We start from the raw sequence: 17,856 nt of genomic DNA, 5'->3' as shown, positions 1-17,856 counted from the left end.
TCAGTGGCTCAACCAGTTGTGGTCGGTACCGTTGCCCCTCCATCCGTCCTCGTTCGCGTCCTGGAGTAGCGTGGGCGTCGGCGAGAGTATGCGCGAACTTGGGGGTATTAGGTTAGGACGTTCGTTCATTGGGATTATATATGAAATTTCGAATATAATTGCCGGATTCACGCTCAAATAGGGAGTTATATATGAAATTTCATACAGATTGGGCTGTTGGGGAGCCGAATGCGGAGATTATATATGATATTTCGAACATAACTGCTCATTCCATCATCAAACCTCGAATTCTATATGAACTTTCATATAGAATGTCCTGTTAAAAGGTTAGCTGCAGCAGCGAACTGTTATGTAGATCTAAGTTTTGCGCAAAAAGACCGGGGTGCGATCCAGCTAACCCATCCAGGCGTACGTGAGAAGCCACTAATTCCCCCCAACGTGCAGCGCAAACGAAATACTAGATACATGCTGGAAATGGTGTGTTGCAAATCATGAGTTACTAGTTACCCGTTCGCAAATTTCGAGATCCGGGTTGTGCGTTATGAGTTATGAGTTATGAGTTATGAGTTATGAGTTATGAGTTATGAGTTATGAGTTGCGAGTTGCGAGTTGCGAGTTGTGAGTTGCGAGTTGTGAGTTGCGAGTTGTGAGTTGTGTGCTACGAGTTGTGAGCTACGAGTTGTGAGCTACGAGTGTGATGATCCAAGGTACGGGCTACAAGTTACAAGCTTTGGGCTGCCAGCTACCGGCTACCGGCCATAAACCCGCTTACTCCTTCCACGCCCCTCTTCCTCATCCGTACTTCCCCACCGCTTAACGCAACGAACCACCGTCCAAATCGCATCAGACGGTGGTTCACGGTTGTTATCGGCTGTGGTTCGCAGCCGCTGTGAGGACAAACTCCACGATGGGCGTGATGTCGGGCAAGCTGTGCGGGTGATGCCCGCCACCCGGCTTGAGGATCGCCGTCACCGCGCCGCCATGGGCTTGGTAGACGCGCTCCAGCACCGCGCCGTTCTCCTCGAACGGCACGTCGAGGTCGGCGTCGCCGGAGACGAGCAGCACCGGCACGCCGGCGCGGGCCGGCGCGACCAGCCCCGCCAGCAGGCGCTCCGTCTCCTCGCCGGCAAGCCGGGCGACGTCCGCCGGAGAAGACGCGGCTTGGGCGATGCCGTACGCCGCCAAGCAGTCGCGCCACTCCTCCGGCGCGCCCCGACCCGCCCCCTGGCCCCCCGGCCAACTGCGGATGTCCACCACCGGCGCGTCGAGGTACAACGCCGCGACGCGATCCGGGTACAGCGCGGCGTACCGCAGCGCGTACAGGCCGCCCCGGCTGAAGCCGAACAACACCGGCTTCAGGGTGAGCCCGTATTTCGCGGCCACCTCGGCGCGAAAGGCTTCCATCTGCCCGGCAGCGTACGGGCAGCCGTAAAGATGGCTCAGCCAGCAATAGGCGAGATGCCAGCCTTGCTCGAGCAGGGCGAGGTCGGCGTCCGCGAACGCGCCGAAGAACTCGCTCCGCCACACCCACGGCCGACCAGGCGCGGCATCCTGCGGAGCGACCACCACGCATTCGCGGCCGCCGAAGTAAAAGTCGGTGCGCGCAAAGCCCATCCATTCGCTCACCTCAGCACTCTCCGCGCCGCCCTCCTCCAAGGCGGCCCGCTTGATCGCCGGCAGCAACGCCTCAGCCTGCAGCAACGCCTCCGCGAGCGGCGGCGTCTCCATCTTGTTCGGGTTCGTATGCCCGACATGCTCCCGCCATGCCGCATTCAGCACGGCTCGGCGCTCGCCGACGAGCCGGATGAACGCGCCGTCTCCGCCATCCGCCCAATCTGGCATCCGCTCCAGCTCCAGATGGAACACACGGCTCAGAATCGTCCGAGCGATCACCCAATGCCCGTCTTCGTTCGGGTGGATGCCATCGCCGTAGCGATAGCCGGGGTCCGCCTCCCTCCGAGCGCGAATCAATTCGCCAAGCGGACCGCGGAGATCCACGACCGTCAGCCCTTCGGCCTCGCCGTACTCGCGCACCCAGTCCCCATAACGGTCCAAGACGGCGTTATAATCGATGAAAGGACGCTCAAACGAGTAGTCGTCCATTCCTCCCGGCAATGCCTCCCCGCCGGCTGAAGCAACGTCAAACGGCGGCGGCGTCATCAGGATGACGCGGGCTCCCTCGCCGCGCACCCGGTCCACGGCCCGGCGCACTCCGTCGCGATAAGCTTCAAAACGCTGCTCTCCAAGCGGATGGTAGATGCCGTCGTTCATTCCGTAGCAAATAAACGCCCAATCCGGCTGCACTTCCGCCAAGGCGCGCTCCAAACGCTCGTGCACGCAGGGCCGGGGAAACGGATGATCCGCTTCGCTGGTTCCTGCCGCGGTTTCACTGCTGACCCCCAGATTGATCCACTCCAGCCGGTGTTCCGGCAGATGCTTCAAGAAAAATGCCTCTAAATTACGGATGTACGTTCCGTTCTCCGTAATGCTGTCGCCAAAAAAGACGATCCGCTTACGGAGCGGCAACGCCAATAAGTCAGCGCTTTCAACTGTCACTGCAGCCAACCCCTTTCATAATAAGAGTTAAATGTGAAACCTAGCTCGAAACTTGCCAGGCGATTCCCCAGTCCAGCGCTTAAACTGCCGGCTGAAATGCGCGATATCCTTGTAACCGAGACGCATGGAGACGGCTTCCACCGAGAGTTCCGGCTCCATCAACAGGAGCTTGGCCTTCTTCAGCTTTAGCGCCGATAAGTACTGGCGCGGCGACATCCCGTAGACGCTGCGGAAAATCCGGTTGCAGGAGGACGCGCTATAGCCGAGTCCGGCGGTAACCGCCGCAACGGTTTCGCGTGTCCGATCCCCATCGACCCCGTCGCCATCGCCGTCGCCGCCGATACCCTCGCCCGTTATCGCGTTTACAGCCTCCGACTCGTCAACGCTGCGTTCCAAGCCGGCGGCAATCTCTGCCGCGATCCGGTTCATCCGGCTGCCCGGAGCGCCGACTTCCCGTTCTGCCAGCCCTTCGCTCAGGCCGGCGAACAGCTCGAACACCGCGGACAAAGCCCGCATCTTGTCCGCCAGCTTAGCGCCCGCCCCGTGCGAGGTCAACGCGATCAGCTTATCCAGGCTTGGCCGGATGATCTCGGCCAGCGGGCTGTCCGCCGCATGCAAGAGCTCCTCGCCGCGGCACAGCAGCTCGCGAAGCACGGGTTCGTCGACATTAAAATGCAGACAATAATACGTCATCGACTCCGTCCCCAGCGTCCGGCTTTCGTGCACGTCCTCGGGGCGCAGCAGCAGGAAATCGCCGGGCTGCTGTACGTACCGTTTGCCGCCCACGATCATCTCCTGACTGCCCGCCAGCAGCAGGTTCACTTCGAACAGCGGATGGCTGTGCCGCGGGTACGACCACGCGCTCGTCACCGTCCGCAGATGCGCGGCAAAGAGCTTAAACGTCGAATCCATATCCGGCAGCATATATTCCGTAACCTGATGCTCTCTAACCACCCTCGTCCCTCCGTTTCGCTGCTTTTGGTCCCCCCTCGCCGTGGTCCCCCCTCGCCGTCTTTGAACGTTTTGGATAAATCAATCGACGGTTTGGATATGGGCGTTCCCCCAAAGCCTTGATATAATCAAACTAGCACAACCGCAACCAATTGAACAGGAGGTAATCAACTTGGGTAAAAATATATTTTTCAACGCGCATCACTCCCCGATGGGAGCCTTCGCCAGCTTTACGTTAGGACATCCCGGCCAAAGCGGCGGATTCGACCTCGAACTGGGCAGCCCGCCTAAGCAGAACATTTACATCGGCTTGCAGGACGACGGGCAAGACCATTACCGGGCCCTGCCGTTCTTCGGCGAAGGTCTGGATGAGCGGGACCGTTATACGACGGAAGAGAGCGGCGACGAGTCCAGCGAGCAGCATTCCGTTCAGAAAAAAGAAAGCGGTCTCATCGAACCGTTCGGCCGCAGCGAGATTGTCCGCCGATTCGGTGCGGCGATCGACGAATGGCAAGCCGGCGATTTGACGTTCCGCCTGATCTCGCCGTTTGAAGGCGTGCCCGACCCTGAGACGGCGACCGAAGATCAGCTGCGCTTCGCGCTCATGCCGGCCGTGCTGGCCGAAATCACGGTCGACAACACGCGGGGAACCTCGGCCCGGAAAGCCTTCTTCGGTTTGCAGAACATCGATCCGTTCAGCGCGATCCGACGCTTGGAGGATGTGACCGACGGCCGGATCTGCGGCGTCGGCCAGGGCCGCCATACCGCGATTGCAGCGAACGACCCGCGGATTACAAGCGCCGGATTCTTCAAGATGGAATCCATCCTGAAGCCAAAGGTTCCGGAGAACCTCCGTTTTGGTCTCGGGCCAGTGGGCGCGCTGCTCATGGATACCCCCGCCGGCGAGAAAGCTACCTACCGCTTTGCGCTCTGTTTCTATCGCGCCGGTTACGTCACCACCGGGATGGACGCGTCCTACTATTACACGCGGTATTTCGCCAATATCGAGGACGTAGCCGATTATGCACTGGCTGAGTTCGACCGTAAGCTGGAGGTTGCGCAGAAAGCCGAGACGCTTGTCTACGACTCGAAGTTGACCGAGGACCAGAAGTTTATGCTCGCGCACGCGATCCGTAGCTATTACGGTTCCACCGAGCTGCTGGAGCAGGACGGCAAGCCGCTTTGGGTCGTGAACGAAGGCGAATACCGGATGATGAATACGTTCGATTTGCTGGTCGACCAGTTGTTTTTTGAGCTGAAAATGAACCCGTGGACGGTCAAAAACGAGCTGGATCTCTACACCAGCCGCTACAGTTATCGGGACACGGTACGTCTTCCCGGAGATGCGACCGAATATCCCGGCGGCATCAGCTTCACGCACGACATGGGCGTCGCCAACACGTTCTCCCGACCGGGCTATTCGGTTTACGAGCTGCATGCCATTGACGATTGCTTCTCCCATATGACCCATGAGCAGCTCGTCAACTGGGTATTGAGCGCCACGGTTTACGTCCAGCAAACGAATGACCGCGAATGGCTGGATCGCAACCTGCCGATCCTGGAGCAATGTCTGGAAAGTATGGTGAATCGCGATCATCCGGACCCAGCTAAACGGACCGGCGTCATGGGCCTTGACAGTTCCCGCACGATGGGCGGTGCCGAAATCACCACTTACGACAGCTTGGATGTCTCGCTGGGTCAAGCGCGGAACAACATTTATTTGGCTGGCAAGAGCTGGGCAGCTTACGTCGCGATGGAAAAGCTACTGCGAGCAAACGGACGCGAGGCGGCGGCCGAACTGGCCGGACGGCAAGCAGAGCGGTGTGCCGGGACGATCACCGCGCATCTGCTGCCAGGCGGCTACATTCCGGCGGTCATCCAGGAAAATAACGACTCCAAGATTATCCCGGCGATCGAGGGTCTGATCTTCCCGCTGTACACTGGATGCGAAGAAGCGCTGGATCCGAACGGCCGGTTCGGCGAATATATTCGGGCATTGTCCACGCACCTGAACACGGTGTTGCAACCCGGTATCTGCCTGTTCGAAGACGGTGGGTGGAAGCTGTCCTCGACGAGCAACAATTCCTGGCTCAGCAAAATTTATCTGTGTCAATTCATCGCCCGCCGGATCCTAGGCCTGGCCTGGGATGAACGGGGCCAAGCGGCCGACGCCGCGCATGTCGCCTGGCTGACCTCCGAGAAGAACGCCTTCTGGAGCTGGAGCGATCAGATGATGGCCGGCGTAATCTGCGGCAGCCGGTATTATCCGCGCGGCGTGACGGCGATTTTGTGGCTGGACGAGAACTAAACGATCACGGCCAAGCGAGCTGAATAAAGCGAAAAAAAGCGAGGTTTCCGAACCCAGTTAAGGGCGGAAACCTCGCTTCTTTTTATAAGCGAAAGGTTATTGCTTGGCTCCCTGGCGGGAGATCAGGAACAACGTGCCCCAAATCAGAACGAATCCGCACACCTGGGCGGGTGTAATCATCTGCTGGAAGGCAATCCAGTTGATTAGAACCCCGACCATCGGGAAGCTGAGTTCGGCTAATGTGGCGACCGAAGCCTTCGTTGTCGTCAGCCCCTTGTAGTATACAAGCAGGCTGAGCAGTCCCGGCAGCAGCGCTTGTCCCAGCATGTTGAGCGAAAGCGCGGCAATTTGTGAGGTACCGGCAGGCAGGTTCCAGGCGGCCCCTTCGTTCCAGGTGATGGCCAGCAGCAGCGGCAGCGCCAATACAAACCGCAGCGACGTCACCGTCTCATACTTCATATGCCCAACCATCATCCGGCCCATCACGGTGGATCCGCCCCACAACGCGGCCGCGCCCAGCGACAGCAAGCTGCCCACCTGCACAAAGTCGCTCCAATGCCCGATTGGCATCGTAAATCCGAAGGTCAGCAAATACGTTCCGAGCAGCGCAATGACCAAGAAGCCGAAGAAGAACCGAGGCAGCTTCTCCTTGAGCAGCAATCCGGCCAACAGGATGGCAAACAGCGGTTGCATCTTCTGCAGCAGCAGCACAGCGTTCAGATCGCCGTTCGACAGCGCCATCGTAAACAGAATCGTGGCGATGGCGGAACCGCCCCAGGAAATGAAGAGCAGCGCGCCCCCTTGCTTCCAGCCCAGCCCTTTCAGCTCGGTGCGGTTGTTCCATAAGACAGGTATGGCAATGAGCGCTATAATAAGGTGCTCAATGAGTACAATTTGAGCCGACGTCAGCGACTCCAGCAAGATGACTCGAAATAACGGGTCAACGCCCCACAGCGCCGCCCCCAAAACAACGAGCCAAAACCCGCTTCGCGATTTGCGTGCCTCTGCCTTCGCAGACGATTGCTGAACCTGGCCGGATGTCCCCGTAAGCGCCCCCGCGCCCGCCCCAGCCTGAATCCCGAGTCCGCCGCTAACATTTGCTTTTTCCATGGTGTTTGTCCCCTTCTTGAATAGAGGGTCTAAGTAGAAAACCCCCGCATCGACCTTCGTAAAGGTTTGCGGGGGCTGACCAAATAAGCCTGTCAGGAACCGTACCGGTCCCTGGATCAAACTATAGCTTTATTGATCTTCTCCCATCCGGACTTTACCGTCGGCCTTGGAATTACACCAAGTCAGTCGCGTGCGGCCGAAGCCACAAGCGAGTCGCGGGCTGCAGTTTCTGCAATCAGAAACCTCACCGCCGGTTAGGAATTTCACCTTACCCCGAAGATCTCTATTCATTTAAATTTTGATTACTTAACTTGTTTATATCATAACGCAGGATTTTCGGGAACTCTGTTACAAAAATCACAAGGTCCTCTCACGTCCGAAAAATTAGGTTCTACCCTCTTTTGACCACATCGAAGTTGTTCTCGATCAGCAGCCAATTTTGCGGAAAACTCAAGCCCAGCTTCCAATAGCTCATCCCGCGCAGCCCCAGCTCCTTGATCAAATTAAACTTGGCTTGGATTGAGCGGGCATCCTCAAACCATACTTCATGTTCCCGTCCTTCCCCATCCCAATAATGATAAAACGGAGCCTGATCCCGGTCGCTGTATTGAATCGCGACGCCGTGGCGCGCCGCAATTTGGATCGCTTGCTGGGGACTAACCGCCCGCGCGACGCTTCCTTGCACGAAGGGCAGCGTCCAATCGTAGCCATACAGATTTTGCCCCATCATGATTTTGGAGCCGGGCATTTCGGTCAACGCGTATTCGATCACACGACGGACCGGACCGATCGGGGATACCGCCTGGGCTGGTCCCCCGCTGTAGCCCCACTCATAGGTCATGATCACAACGAAGTCGGCGATTTCCCCGTGCGCCCGATAATCATGCGCTTCATACCACAGCCCCTGTTGGCCGGCGCTTGTCTTGGGCGCCAGAGCAGTGGACATCAGCCAACCCTGTTGCGCAAAACGCGCTTTGGCTTTTCGCAGAAAAGCGTTGTAGGCTTCCCGGTCGGCCGGCCGCAAGAACTCGAAATCGAAATGGATATCCCGAAAACCGTAATTGCTTGCCGTCGTAACGATATTGTCCAGAAAACGGTCCTGGATCGGGATATCGTTCAGCAAAATCCGGCCTAACTCATCGCTAAATTGATCGTTCTCCTGATTCGTGATCACCATCATCAGCACGACCCGGTTCGCCCGGGCGATTTCCGGAAACTGATTGAGCGGCGGCTCCTTGAGCGAACCATCCCGCTGCGCCTGAAAGCTAAATGGAGCCAGGTACGTCAGGTGCTGCGCCACTTCGCGCGCGCTTCGCTCCAGCGCTGGAGCAACCGTCCCCCCGCGCGGCTCAACGTAGGCGTTAAACTCGGCGCTTCTACGCGGGCGCGGCGGGATATATAACCGAAATCCGATCGACAGGGGTTGATCCGCGGCAATGGCGTTGACACGAGCCAGCTCTTGATAACTTAACCCAAATCGCTGCGCGATCGACCATAGGCTGTCCCCGGACCGAACCCAGTAATAGCTGCCGACAATCGGGATAACCAAGGTTTGTCCAACCACAAGCTGTTCCGGGTTCGGCAGTTCGTTGGCTTCGACGATATCCTCATAAGGTACGCCATAAGCATCCGCGATGCTGTACGACGTTTGGCCCGGCTGGACAGGATGAATCTGCATCTGCTCCCCTCCTTCATATGGATCATGTTATCACCATCCTATGAAGGAGCCAGTTTGACCTATTCCCCGTCAGAACGCCGGAAGGGCAATCTCGTTGTAATTGTCTTCAAGGAATTTTTTGACTTCCGGACTGGAAATCGCCTTCGCCAGCTTCTGGATCGGTTCCGAATCCTGATTGTCCTGGCGGGCGACCAAGGTGATCGCAAAAGCCGATTCCACGGTTTCTGTCAGCAAAGCGTCTTTCTTCGGCGTAAGACCCAGCGGGCTGGCATAAGCCGGAGTCATCAGCACCAAATCGGCGTCATCCAACATCCGCGCCAGCATCAGTAGATCAACTTCTTCGAATTTGTAGTTGTGGCTATTTTCTACGATATCACCCACGGTAGCATGGATGCCCACGCCTTCCTTCAGTTTGATCACGCCGGCCTTATCCAGCATATCTAGCGATCGTCCCCCGTTCGTCGCGTCGTTTGCGATCACGATGGTCGCGCCGTCCGGCAATTCTTCCATCGATTTATAGCGTTTGGAGTAAGCTCCGTACACGGCATGATAAACCGGCTGAACCGGGACGAGGTTGGCGTTTTTATTCTTATTGTATTCTTCCATCCAAGGCACGTGCTGGAAGAAGTTCGCATCGACTTCTTTGTTCGCTAGCGCGTCGTTAGGCTGAATATTGTCGGACAACACGACGATCTCCAAGTTGATACCTTCCTCTTTGAGCTGCGGTTTAATGAGTTCAAGGATGTCGGTCATCGGCGGAATCAAAGACGCGACCTTTAACGTTGTCATTTCCGTCGTCTCGGACTCGGCCGCGGCCGGTGCGCCTACGCCTGTCTCCGCATTCCCGGTGTTTGAAGCGTTCGAAGCGTTGCCATTATTGCCGCATGCGCTTAATACCAATATCAGCAGGACCAGCGTCATCATCCATTTACCTGTCTTTATCATGATTTCTCCCTCCGTTATTAGCGTTTATCCAACCAACGGGACAACGCATTTCCTATAAATTGAATTCCTTGCACCAGAACAATCATCAGCAGGATCACCGCGGCCATCAGCTCGGTTTCGAACCGCTGATAACCGTAGCGGATGGCAAAATCACCTACGCCGCCGCCGCCAACCACGCCCATCACCGTGGAATAAGAAATAAAGCTGATCGTCGAGGAAGTCAGACCCAACACCAGGCCGGACCGGGCTTCCACATATAGAAACTTCGCCACAATCTGAAGCTTCGACGCCCCCATGGACCGCGCCGATTCGATTACGCCTCGCGGCACCTCGAGTAGCGATTGCTCGACAAACCGCGCATAAATCGCAATCGCAACGACCGCAAGCGGGATGGAGGCCGCCAGCGTCCCGATCGCCGTACCGACGATGAGACGGGTGAGCGGAATCATAAACACCACCAGCAGCAGGAACGGAAAGGAACGAATGACATTAACCGCTCCGTTCAACAGGCCATACCCCAGGCGGTGTTCATAAAGCTGGCCTTTGCCGGTTAGATACAAGGCGGTTCCCGTAGGCAAACCGAGGAGAATGGCAGCGAGCAGCGCGATCCCAACCATGGCGAACGTCTCGCCGACCGCTTCGCCAATTTGGCTGCGATACTGGATGAAGTTGTCCCACATCAAGGTCATATCAAACACCCTCACACCTCCGTCCCGCCAAGCAGCAGTTCCCGGTAAGAAGCGCTGTAGCCAGCGATACCGGAGGTTCCGGCCTCCGCCTCGTTTCGTTCGAGCGTAAACGCATCGATCAACCGGCCGTCCTCCATCACAGAAACCCCTTGACAGATGCTGCGGACCACGTCCATCTCATGCGTGACGATCACGATCGTCACTCCCAGCGTCCGATGGATATGCAGCAGCACTTCCAGAATCTCCGCAGTCGTCTTCGGGTCCAGCGAGGAGGTCGGCTCGTCGCAGAGCAGGATGTCCGGCCGACTGGCCAACGCCCTGGCGATGGCCACTCGCTGCTTCTGCCCACCGCTAAGGGAAGCCGGGTATTGGCCGGCCTTATCCTCCAGACCGACAAAACGCAGGCATTCCCGTACACGGTTAAGGCGCTCCCTCCGGTGCAAACCGGCAAGTTCCAACGGCACGGAAACATTGCCGCTGACCGTGCGATTATTCAGCAGATGAAACTGCTGAAAAATCATGCCGATCGAACGCCGCACTTCACGCCGCGTGGTCTCGGGGAGCGCAGTAAGCTCCTGGCCCAGTACCGTCACGGTTCCCTGATCCGGCAGCTCCAAGGCGTTCATCATTCGCAGCAGCGTCGATTTACCGGCTCCGCTGGGACCGATGATACCGTGGATGGTGCCTTGCGGAACCCGCAGGGATACATCGCGCACCGCCTCGAATCGTCCGTTCTGCAAGCTGTAGGTTTTGCTGACATGCTCCAAAGTGATGATAAGCGTCTCCCCCTTTCGGGTTGCTTCTGTATTACTTATTTTAAAGTCCTGTTTCATCGAGCTTTCACCAGTTGATTATAGACTATTAATTGCGCTGTGTCACTAATTCTTATTGATTATTATAAAACCAAGGGCAATCCTTCCACGCAATCTTCGTAAACGTGCTGGGGGGAGAAAACAAATCTATGGGCGGGAAAATCAATACCATTGTTTGCCGGGAGATGTCGAACGGAAATAGGAGAGGGCTTGTCCTAGCTTGGCTTAGAAGCTAGTAATTACAGTAAGCGGGAAAGTGTTTTCAGAGAGTTGGGGGCTTCCATTCCTTGGGGTTTAGGCAAAAACCGCTTTCTGCGCATAGAGGTCAATCGTCCAAACATTCTGCCGAATAGACAATACACTAAGGTTGAATCAACATTATTGGAGGTGTAACGACTTAGATGGGAATGAACGAAAGCAAGCATTGCAAACCACGCAAGCACCGTAAACTTCGGAAACTGCACAAAGGCCACAAAATCCACAAACGCCACTTCCACCATGTAAAAGGAAAAAAGACTAAGATCATCAAAATCAAGGTAAAGCCAAACATTAAAGTGCAAGCCCCGCAAGGGCCGATGGGAATTCAAGGCGTCTCGGGTCAACAAGGCATTCCGGGCCCGCAGGGAGTTCCCGGTCCTGCCGGACCCGTCGGACCTATCGGACCCGTAGGGCCCGTAGGGCCGGTCGGACCCCAGGGATTGCGAGGTCTAACCGGCGAAACCGGACCGGCAGGACCGCAGGGCTTACCTGGACCGCAAGGACCCGCAGGGCCGGCAGGACCCGCTGGAGGGCCTCCTGGACCTCCCGGACCGGCAGGACCCGCAGGGCCGGCAGGGCCAGCAGGAGCAGTAGGACCCGCAGGGCCAACAGGACCCGCGGGACCCGCGGGAGGCATCTCCGACTTTTTAAGTATTTATCGCGTTAACCCCGGTCCTGGAACCGATACGGTGCCTGGCAATACCGCCATTACGTTCAACGGGCTCTTGGCAAACTCCGGCGGAGCGTTTATCTTCACGCCCCCATCCTCTACAGTAACCATCACGGAAGCAGGAGCGTATTTGGTCAACTTTACGGTCCACAATCAGGGAGATGCAGCTTTCAACCTGACCATTAATGGTGCTCCGATCACGCCGGCCCCATTTACCGGAAATGGCGGCGGCCCTACCTCGGCAGAGGTCATCGTTAGCATCCCGACCGTACCGGCAACCCTTCAAATCGTAAATGCAAGTGCCACACCTGTTCAGTTGCATAATCAGTTAAACTCGACCTTAACGATTTTGAAATTGGCATAATTCCTTTCGTTCCATCGATTATATCGGCCTGCCCTGGATTTGGCAGGTCTTTTTTCTATTATCGTATTCGGACCTCTTGCTGAATGTGCAGGGATATCGGTCCTATCAGCTATTGAACTACGAGACAGAGTTTCCTTATTGAGATAGGTAGGGTGAGTTCCAGGCCTATGAAACGCTCGGGCCTTCTGAGAAATGGCCCCCCCAAACCTCCTGCAGTACAGATCGAAACAATTCATCCAGCCTGTCGTGCAGCTTATCCTTGCTCCGGTTTCGGGATTCCAGCCCCGGAGCAAGCCGCTCAAAATAAGCCACGCGCTCGGTCAAATATTCGTCCAACCGGGGAAGGCGGGGCTCCGGTTCCGGTTTGGCCCTGCTTTTCTTACGCGTCAGTAGCAATCCGATCTCCTCCCGGAGCCCGCCGCCGCTTACGTCCGGCAGTGCCGCCTCGACGAGCTTCTCGATGTCCATCGGCGGCGGCGTTCCGCGGCGCTCGATCCAAGCGCAGGCCAGCAACGGCCGGAGGACGTAAAAGTAGGCCTTGGGCGCGGCCTTCTCGCCTCTCAGCTCCGTCCGCAGGTTGCGCTTCGCCATATGCAAATAATGGTGGATGGCCGCCTTGGCGGAGAAGGCGTGCGGCGTCAGGGCCTGCAGCCGTTCCAGAAACCGAAAGGCTTCGGCGTAGACGATCGGCGAAGCCAGCCACTCGAATAAGGCCGGATTGCCTTTGCCGAGCAGCGACAACGCCTTGCGCAGATCCCAACCGGCCAGGTCAAGACCGCCGGCGTTCCCCGGCTGAGCCGGCACGGAACCCTCCTCTCCAGAGTGGGCAACCTCCGTGCCGATGCCGATTAGGCGCTCGATGACGTCTCTTTTGTCCTTGATCGACAAATACCACTCCACCGGCCGCACGTAAATGAACCTCACGTCGTAATCGCTGGCGGCTGACGCGTACGCCCAGGCTCGGCTGCCCGCTTCGCAAGCGTATAAAATCCGCACCCGTTCCGTTTTCTCCACCTGCCGCAATTGGCTCAAGATCAACGATGGATCGTCTTCCGTATGCTCCATCCGCGCTATCTCCTTTCTCGCCCGACCTAGCCGGATCCCTCGCCTAGATCGCCGGCATCACATTGCCGCCGCTGACCGGGAGGTAAGCCCCCGTGATAAATCCGGCCAACTCCGAAGCCAGGAACGCAACCGCATTGGCGATATCCTGGTCTTCGCCTCGGCGTTTCAAAGGAACCCCTGCGATATAGGCCGCATCATTTCGATCCGCAAGTTCGCGGTCACGGTCGCTGATCGTCCAGCCTGGAGCTACCTGATTGACGGTGATCCCGTGTTCTCCTACCTCCTTAGCCAGGACGCGGTATACGCCGTCCATGCCTCTTTTTCCCGCCGTATAGGCCGATTGGTTAGGGAAATTCTGCATGGCGCATTCGGTATTGATCCCGATGAACCGCCCCGATCCTTTGCCGATCATCGCCGGAATAAACGCCTTGGCTAGAAACACGCTCTGCAGCACGCAAGATTCGAACTGGCTCACGTAATCCTCCGCCGGTTGTTCCAGAACCGAGGTCCAGTTATATTGCACAACCGCATTGGCTACCACGATATCCGGATCGCCTAGCTCCGCCGCCACCTTCGCTTGCATGGCTCTAATCTCCGCTTCCTTCGTAATGTCGCCCCGCACGGTGATGGCCGTTCCGCCGGCCGCGGTAATCTCCCGCTGTAATTCCTGCGCTTTGGCCTCATTATGGACATAGTGAATGGCCACCTTCGCTCCGCAAGCCGACAACGTCCTTGTCATGACCCGGCCCAATTGGCCGGTCGCTCCGGTAATGAGCGCGATTTTCCCCGATAGATCGATATGAAGCATCATTACGTTACCTCCTTGAACTTGGTGTCCCCCGCTTGGACCTTCATCGGGCATTACTCCCATTCTACCTTCCGGCTACTGGAAAAGCGAACCGCAAAAAGGCCCAGCAAAGGAGAAACCTCTCCTTGGCCAGGCCCTTTGCGGTCGTGAATGTAGGGCAGCGACAGATTACTGTGATTTGGCCGCAATCGAGAACACGACGGTCTTGGCGTTGTTATCGACCAGCACGCTCACCGAGAAATCCCCGACCGTTGCCTGCTTGTCGGCCAGCGGTCTGCCGGCTTCTACTTCAGCGCAAATCGCGTCAAACCAGCGGCGAAACGCGATAGCGTCGTAGGAAAACAGTTGATTGGCAAACAACTCGATCGATTCCGTGTTACGAGCTAAGGTTCCTTCCCGAAGCCGAACGGTGATGCCATAGGTGTTGTACGTCGGATCGAGCCAAATCGCCGCTTCCTCCGCCGCCGTCCCGCTGGAGGAGCCGCCCCCTCCTGCCGCCGTCGCCTGCTGCACTGCCGCCTTCTCCTTCTCGTCCTTGAACAGGCGCAGCGTTGTATCAAACAAATCGTAGTTGGTACCGCGCAGCTGACCGGCCTTCCGTAAGGTATCATAGGCATCCCACATCCGTTTGTCGGGGAAAGCGACGATTCTTTGCCCCCCACTGGCGGTTGGGACGAGCCGTTGCAGCTTTCCTTCCTCCGGTTGAATCGGGATTCGCTTGGTTTTGTCGGTCAAACGGTTAAGCAAGACCAGCGCCTCGGCCCGCGATACAGTTCGTCCGACACCGAAATTTCCGTCCGGGTATCCCTGCATGATCCCCTTGATCAACGATTCGGCGATAAACTTCTGCTGGCGGTCGCTTGCGCTGGTCAAATCCCCATAGGACGTAGCCACCGTCCTGCCAAACTGTTCATCCTCCAAAAATTCGGTTTCCTGCAGCGTGTAATAGATCACTTCCGCCACATTTTCCCGGGTCATCCCGGTTTGGAAATCGTTGTAACGGCTCTTGTTCAAAAAATTCAAATCGCTCGCCACATCGATATACGGCTTGGCCCAATAGCCCGTCATCGCCGGTTTGAAGTCGTAGTAACGATAATCCTGCTTCAGGATCGTTCGATTCTCTTCGCTCAGGGATTCGAGGAAAGACGCCCGCCAAGTGCGTTCCAGGTTCGGATGCTGCTCGCTGTAGGACAAGATCAACATCTTGATGAACTGATCCACCTGCACCGGTTCGTTAGGTCGGAAGGTCCCGTCCGGGTAACCGTTCAGAATTCCCTGTGTAACCATTGACTCGATTTCCTTCTGCGCCCAATGTCCGCGAATATCTTTAAAACCAGCGGGATCTCCGGTTACAGCAGCTGCCCCCGCTGTGGACGGACCTATGAGTACATCCGCCGGCCCGTATCCCCCGGCTAAGCCGAATAACAAGACAGTCAGCAAGCAAAACGCCGCCCCTTGACGCCGTCTCCGTTTGAAGATGCGCTTCCAAATCTTTCTGATCATTACTACAGCCTCCCAAGTCTTGACACATGATGCGTTATGTACTGCACACGCAAATACGCTGCCACTACTCAGAAAACCATAATTCAGGCCGGATGTGAATAGGCCGAACGACAGCCGGAATTTCGGCATGGCCGCGCGGCTTCGCCTGCGCCAAACGAACCGGCAATAAGGCCCGGAGCAGGGCTCCGGGCCTGGGTAAACCTTAGATCCTCATTACTCGGATATGGTGCTTTTATCCTTCTCGCCGGATTTCTCGTAAGCCTGGAGGATCGAATCAAGCAAACCCGGAAAGCGGTATTCCAAATCTTCCTCCCGCACCGACATAAACCGCTGCGTGCCTTGGATGCGGGTAAACACGACACCGGCTTCCCGCAGCGCCCGGACATGATGCGACAACGTCGATTTGGCGATCGGAACCTCGAAATAGTTGCACGGCCGTTCGCCGCTGCGGCGCATTTCAGCCACGACACTGAGCCGAATGGGATCACTCAAAGCGTACAGCACAGAAGACAACTGAATGTCGTCCCGGTCAGGATGATATAGAACTTTCATTAGGAAAACTCCTTTATATTAGAAATTCGTGGTGAATTTATATTTCCCTAATTGCATCATAAGCCATGGCATGCTATATTTCAATTGTTCGATAATATTCGAACATTAAAACAAAGAAAGAGTGGGTGAAATCAATACCATGCGTACCGCCTCCACCGAAACCATCCATCCCGTGACGCCGGCGAATCCGCCTTCCGCGATTAGAGAGGGATTGTTAACGGCGTTGCTCTCCATTGCCGTCGTGTTAGTTATCATGAATACGGCGATGTTTAACCTGGCGTTGCCGGACGTCACCGAAGACTTCCGCTTGTCGGCTGCCGTCACATCCCTGATCGTCACCGGCTACTCGATCATGTTCGCCATCTCTTCCATCACGTTCAGCCGGCTTTCCGATTTCCTGCCGATTCGGCGCTTGCTGGCGATTGGACTTACGACACTGGGAATCGCCGCCATAGCCGGGTTGTTTAGCCCGAGCTTCTGGGTTCTTCTTGCGGTCCGTGTCGTTCAGGCCTCTGGAGCTGGAGCGGTTGTCTCTCTATCCTTGGTTACCTTATCCCGTTACGTGCCCATCGAGCGGCGCGGCAAAGCGATGGCTTTGATCATGTCGGCCGTATCGTTAGGTCTTGGCCTTGGCCCTGTCGCCGGCGGCGCGATTGTCGAATACTTCGGCTGGAGATACTTGTTTGTCGTCACGGCGTTAACCTTGTTGCTGGTGCCGCTCTTTCTACGGCACATTCCAAGAGAACAACCGGTTCGCGGCGCATTCGACACCCTCGGCGCGATATTCGTAGCCGTCGGCACGACCGGGTTGCTGCTATTTTTGACGGAGCATTCCTGGATGGCGCTGGCGTTTGGCGTTGCTGCGCTGGCCCTGTTCGTCTGGCGGATTCGCACCGCTTCCGATCCGTTCGTCTCGCCTGCGTTGTTTCGCAACGGGTCGTACCTGGCTTTGTCGATCGTCGGCATCGCTTCGTATTTGTGCAGCTTCGCCACATTGTTCCTACTGCCGCAAATCTTGGTGCACCGCTTCGGATTAACCGCTAGCCATGCCGGGCTAATCATCTTCCCGGGCTCGATCTTGGCGATGGTAGCTTCTCGCAAAGTCGGCTCTGTCATCGACCGTCACGGCAACGGCGCGATCTTGCGGTATGTTCCGCTGCTCGTGCTGAGCTCCATGGTCCTATTCGCCTTGTTCAGCGGGCAATCCTGGCTAGCCATCCTATTCATCTATATGCTGATTAGCTTAGGTTTTACAATGCTCTCGAGCAGCGTATCGAACGAAATTTCCCGTATTCTGCCGGCATCCCAGGTGGGTTCAGGGATGGGGCTCTTCCAGTTGCTGCAGTTTTTCAGCGGGGCCTTTAGCGTCGCTATGGCCTCCAGCGCTATGGAATGGCAGCACGGTCTATCGTTATCCGCCGCTTACTCCAACATTTTCTGGGGTCTGATGGTGATGGCGTTGCTCGCTCTCGGTTCGTCATTCGTCTATTTGCGTAGCGTTGCTTTACAAGGAAGCCCGCGGCAAGGTCCCTCTGTTGAACTGTAACCCGGTTGAGCATAGCGAAACCCCTGGAGCACGTTCGGAAC

At 56.8% G+C, this 17,856-nt stretch carries 14 protein-coding genes and 1 riboswitch; of the genes, 3 read left to right on the top strand and 11 right to left on the bottom strand.

What is annotated here, in order from left to right:
• Positions 1 to 864: 864 nt before the first annotated feature.
• On the bottom strand, positions 865 to 2,556 hold the full coding sequence (locus MKZ15_RS05230; protein WP_339820374.1) for an alpha/beta fold hydrolase: 1,692 nt from the start codon (positions 2,554 to 2,556) through the stop codon (positions 865 to 867).
• 27 nt (positions 2,557 to 2,583) lie between these two features.
• Positions 2,584 to 3,510, bottom strand: coding sequence for an AraC family transcriptional regulator (locus MKZ15_RS05225; RefSeq protein WP_213623512.1), 927 nt, complete (start codon positions 3,508 to 3,510; stop codon positions 2,584 to 2,586).
• A gap of 169 nt (positions 3,511 to 3,679) precedes the next feature.
• Between MKZ15_RS05225 and MKZ15_RS05220 the strand changes: the two genes are divergently transcribed.
• Positions 3,680 to 5,815 carry a glycoside hydrolase family 52 protein gene (locus tag MKZ15_RS05220; protein ID WP_339820369.1) on the top strand — a complete coding sequence of 712 codons (2,136 nt, stop codon included), beginning with the start codon at positions 3,680 to 3,682 and terminating at the stop codon, positions 5,813 to 5,815.
• Positions 5,816 to 5,911: 96 nt separating this feature from the next.
• Here MKZ15_RS05220 and MKZ15_RS05215 read toward each other — a convergent pair whose 3' ends face one another.
• The 5 genes from MKZ15_RS05215 to MKZ15_RS05195 form a co-directional block, all read right to left on the bottom strand.
• The gene (locus tag MKZ15_RS05215) at positions 5,912 to 6,925 is read right to left on the bottom strand and encodes a DMT family transporter (protein WP_155606380.1); all 1,014 of its coding nucleotides are present in this window, start codon (positions 6,923 to 6,925) and stop codon (positions 5,912 to 5,914) included.
• A 131-nt stretch (positions 6,926 to 7,056) separates the two neighbouring features.
• Positions 7,057 to 7,210: riboswitch (FMN riboswitch) on the bottom strand.
• Between the two features lie 106 nt (positions 7,211 to 7,316).
• Entirely contained in the window at positions 7,317 to 8,603 is a 1,287-nt protein-coding gene (locus tag MKZ15_RS05210; RefSeq protein ID WP_339820366.1) for a glycoside hydrolase family 18 protein, read from the bottom strand.
• A 69-nt stretch (positions 8,604 to 8,672) separates the two neighbouring features.
• Complete coding sequence (locus MKZ15_RS05205) at positions 8,673 to 9,548, bottom strand: MetQ/NlpA family ABC transporter substrate-binding protein (protein ID WP_339820363.1); 876 nt, start codon at positions 9,546 to 9,548, stop codon at positions 8,673 to 8,675.
• A gap of 17 nt (positions 9,549 to 9,565) precedes the next feature.
• The gene (locus MKZ15_RS05200) at positions 9,566 to 10,237 is read right to left on the bottom strand and encodes a methionine ABC transporter permease (RefSeq protein WP_339822297.1); all 672 of its coding nucleotides are present in this window, start codon (positions 10,235 to 10,237) and stop codon (positions 9,566 to 9,568) included.
• An 11-nt stretch (positions 10,238 to 10,248) separates the two neighbouring features.
• Positions 10,249 to 11,013: an ATP-binding cassette domain-containing protein gene (locus MKZ15_RS05195; protein ID WP_339822294.1), complete on the bottom strand. Its 765-nt coding sequence runs from the start codon at positions 11,011 to 11,013 to the stop codon at positions 10,249 to 10,251.
• A 437-nt stretch (positions 11,014 to 11,450) separates the two neighbouring features.
• Between MKZ15_RS05195 and MKZ15_RS05190 the strand changes: the two genes are divergently transcribed.
• The gene (locus MKZ15_RS05190) at positions 11,451 to 12,341 is read left to right on the top strand and encodes a collagen-like protein (protein WP_339820360.1); all 891 of its coding nucleotides are present in this window, start codon (positions 11,451 to 11,453) and stop codon (positions 12,339 to 12,341) included.
• A 165-nt stretch (positions 12,342 to 12,506) separates the two neighbouring features.
• Here MKZ15_RS05190 and MKZ15_RS05185 read toward each other — a convergent pair whose 3' ends face one another.
• The 4 genes from MKZ15_RS05185 to MKZ15_RS05170 form a co-directional block, all read right to left on the bottom strand.
• Positions 12,507 to 13,406, bottom strand: a complete 900-nt coding sequence (locus tag MKZ15_RS05185) for a nucleotidyltransferase domain-containing protein (protein WP_339820358.1) — start codon at positions 13,404 to 13,406, stop codon at positions 12,507 to 12,509.
• A 43-nt stretch (positions 13,407 to 13,449) separates the two neighbouring features.
• Entirely contained in the window at positions 13,450 to 14,214 is a 765-nt protein-coding gene (locus tag MKZ15_RS05180) for an SDR family oxidoreductase (RefSeq protein WP_213623544.1), read from the bottom strand.
• A 168-nt stretch (positions 14,215 to 14,382) separates the two neighbouring features.
• Positions 14,383 to 15,717 (bottom strand): S-layer homology domain-containing protein, encoded by a 1,335-nt coding sequence (locus tag MKZ15_RS05175; RefSeq protein ID WP_339820356.1) that lies wholly within the window; start codon positions 15,715 to 15,717, stop codon positions 14,383 to 14,385.
• Between the two features lie 213 nt (positions 15,718 to 15,930).
• On the bottom strand, positions 15,931 to 16,269 hold the full coding sequence (locus tag MKZ15_RS05170) for a helix-turn-helix domain-containing protein (protein WP_155606375.1): 339 nt from the start codon (positions 16,267 to 16,269) through the stop codon (positions 15,931 to 15,933).
• A gap of 139 nt (positions 16,270 to 16,408) precedes the next feature.
• Here MKZ15_RS05170 and MKZ15_RS05165 point away from each other — a divergent pair, with 139 nt between their 5' ends.
• On the top strand, positions 16,409 to 17,815 hold the full coding sequence (locus tag MKZ15_RS05165; protein ID WP_339820353.1) for an MFS transporter: 1,407 nt from the start codon (positions 16,409 to 16,411) through the stop codon (positions 17,813 to 17,815).
• Positions 17,816 to 17,856 lie beyond the last annotated feature (41 nt).

The sequence above is a fragment of the Paenibacillus sp. FSL R7-0216 genome, assembly GCF_037969915.1.
In the GTDB taxonomy this organism is placed as follows: Bacteria; Bacillota; Bacilli; order Paenibacillales; family Paenibacillaceae; genus Fontibacillus; species Fontibacillus rhizolycopersici.
This window is presented reverse-complemented; position numbering and strand designations above follow the sequence as displayed.

Excerpts from the sequence above, each read along its gene's own strand:
- MKZ15_RS05215 (WP_155606380.1), bottom strand. The coding sequence starts at position 6,925 with ATGGAAAAAGCAAATGTTAGCGGCGGACTCGGGATTCAGGCTGGGGCG.
- MKZ15_RS05210 (WP_339820366.1), bottom strand. The coding sequence starts at position 8,603 with ATGCAGATTCATCCTGTCCAGCCGGGCCAAACGTCGTACAGCATCGCG.
- MKZ15_RS05205 (WP_339820363.1), bottom strand. The coding sequence starts at position 9,548 with ATGATAAAGACAGGTAAATGGATGATGACGCTGGTCCTGCTGATATTG.
- MKZ15_RS05200 (WP_339822297.1), bottom strand. The coding sequence starts at position 10,237 with ATGACCTTGATGTGGGACAACTTCATCCAGTATCGCAGCCAAATTGGC.
- MKZ15_RS05190 (WP_339820360.1), top strand. The coding sequence starts at position 11,451 with ATGGGAATGAACGAAAGCAAGCATTGCAAACCACGCAAGCACCGTAAA.
- MKZ15_RS05185 (WP_339820358.1), bottom strand. The coding sequence starts at position 13,406 with ATGGAGCATACGGAAGACGATCCATCGTTGATCTTGAGCCAATTGCGG.
- MKZ15_RS05180 (WP_213623544.1), bottom strand. The coding sequence starts at position 14,214 with ATGCTTCATATCGATCTATCGGGGAAAATCGCGCTCATTACCGGAGCG.
- MKZ15_RS05175 (WP_339820356.1), bottom strand. The coding sequence starts at position 15,717 with ATGATCAGAAAGATTTGGAAGCGCATCTTCAAACGGAGACGGCGTCAA.
- MKZ15_RS05170 (WP_155606375.1), bottom strand. The coding sequence starts at position 16,269 with ATGAAAGTTCTATATCATCCTGACCGGGACGACATTCAGTTGTCTTCT.
- MKZ15_RS05165 (WP_339820353.1), top strand. The coding sequence starts at position 16,409 with ATGCGTACCGCCTCCACCGAAACCATCCATCCCGTGACGCCGGCGAAT.